The organism is bacterium, assembly GCA_024224155.1.
Classification (GTDB): Bacteria; Acidobacteriota; Thermoanaerobaculia; order Multivoradales; family JAHEKO01; genus CALZIK01.
On sequence record JAAENP010000424.1, the window covers coordinates 1 to 1660 of the forward strand.

Consider the following 1660-nt stretch of genomic DNA (forward strand, 5'->3'; position numbering starts at 1 on the left):
CTCGGCGTGCGCTTGAGCGCGAAATCCGACCCGGTGACCGCGCATGTCTCCAGCGCGTGGGCCTTCATCTCCAAGTCGACCTCAGCGTAACGATTGGTGGTCTCAAGGGAGACGTGTCCCAGCCAGGCGCGGATCGTGTTGATGTCCACGCCTGCGCGGAGCAGGTGTACCGCCATCGTATGGCGGATGGTGTGCGGACTGACCCGCTTGTCTCGCAGCGACGGCAGGGTCTCGACAGCCTTGTCGACAGTCCGCGCGACGAGCGCGTGGACGCCATAGCGCGTCATCGGCTGACCCCGGACGTTGAGGAAGACGGGGGACTTGCGAGGGCCGTCGATGCGCCGGCCGAGCAGATCCCTCAGGATCTTGGCGGTACGCGGCCAGAGAGGGCAGGTGCGGATCTTCCTGCCTTTGCCGTCGAAGCGGGCTGATGGCGAGCTTCCGAGGGTGAGATCCGCGACGGTGACTTGGGCGGCCTCGGTGGCTCGCGCGCCGGTGTTATAGAGAAACAGGAGCAGTGCGTAGTCACGACGGCCTTGCGCACGGTTGCGAATGGGGACCGCGAGCAGGGCGTCGATCTCGTGCTTGTCGAGGTAGGGCATGACGGGCGTAGCCGTGCGGCGCAGCGGGATCGCCTGGATCTGTGCAGCATGGTCGTCCAACTCCGGGACGAGGCGCCCGATGAACCGAAACAGCGAGTGGAGGGCCGCGAGACGTTGGTTTCTGGTGGCGATCGAATTGCCGCGATCGTTTTCGAGGTGGGCAAGGAAGCCGCGCACTACCGTCGCGTCGAGTTGCTCGACGGTGACGCGGGTGGGGTCGGTCGAGTGGCGCTCGGCGACGAAGACGAAGAGCAAGCGAATCGCGTCGCGATAGCTCCTCTGCGTGTTGAGGCTGAGGTTGCGGTCGGCGACCAGCTCCTCAAGCAGGAACCGGCGGACGAAGGGGCCCATCAAGTGGTGGTCAGGCATCGTGTTTCTCCTCCTCGCCGATGGCGGCGTAGCGCTCGAAGCGCTTCGATGCCTCGGCGAGCAGCTCAGGGGTCATGGTCAGGTAGGCCTGCGTCCCGGAAACGTTGACGTGGCCCAGATAGGTCGACAGCAGCGGCAGGCAGGCCTGGACGTCCGCGCCCTCGCGGTACCAGGCGATCAGCCGATGTACGGCAAAGGCGTGCCGCATGTCGTGAAGCCGCGGTTGCCAGCGAGCGCCCGGTGGGCGTTGGACTCCGGCATGCTCACGGAGTCGAACAAACACGTTCTCAAGCCTGCCGAGCGTGATCGCGTTGCCCGTGTGCGAAGCGAAGAAGGCCGATCGAGTCCCGGCCGGCATCGGCAGACGTTGGCGGGCCTTGTGGTACGTACCGAGCGCCGCGGACAGCGCGGTGCCGATGGGCACGAGCCGAGACTTGAAGAACTTCGTGTCCCAGATGGCGAGGACGCGCTCGTCGAGATCCACATCGCAGCACCGCAGGCGCAAGCCCTCGCTTGGCCGGAGCCCTGCGCCGTAGAGGGCCAGTAGCAGCGTCCGGAAGGTCGCGTGCTGCAGCGGCGAGCGGCTGTCTTCCAGGATCGCCGTCGCATCGAGGAGGCGCTGCAGCTCGTCCCGGGAGTAGATGTAGGGCTCGAAGGAACGAGGGATGCGTGGCCCCGGCTCTAACAGC

Annotated in this window: 2 protein-coding genes; both read right to left on the reverse strand. The window is 66.3% G+C overall.

What is annotated here, in order from left to right:
• The coding region (locus GY769_20945; GenBank protein MCP4204385.1) for a site-specific integrase at window positions 1–971 on the reverse strand (971 nt) is incomplete at its 3' end.
• A partial coding sequence (locus GY769_20950; GenBank protein MCP4204386.1) for a tyrosine-type recombinase/integrase occupies window positions 964–1660 on the reverse strand: 697 nt, incomplete at its 5' end. The genes GY769_20950 and GY769_20945, both read right to left, overlap by 8 nt.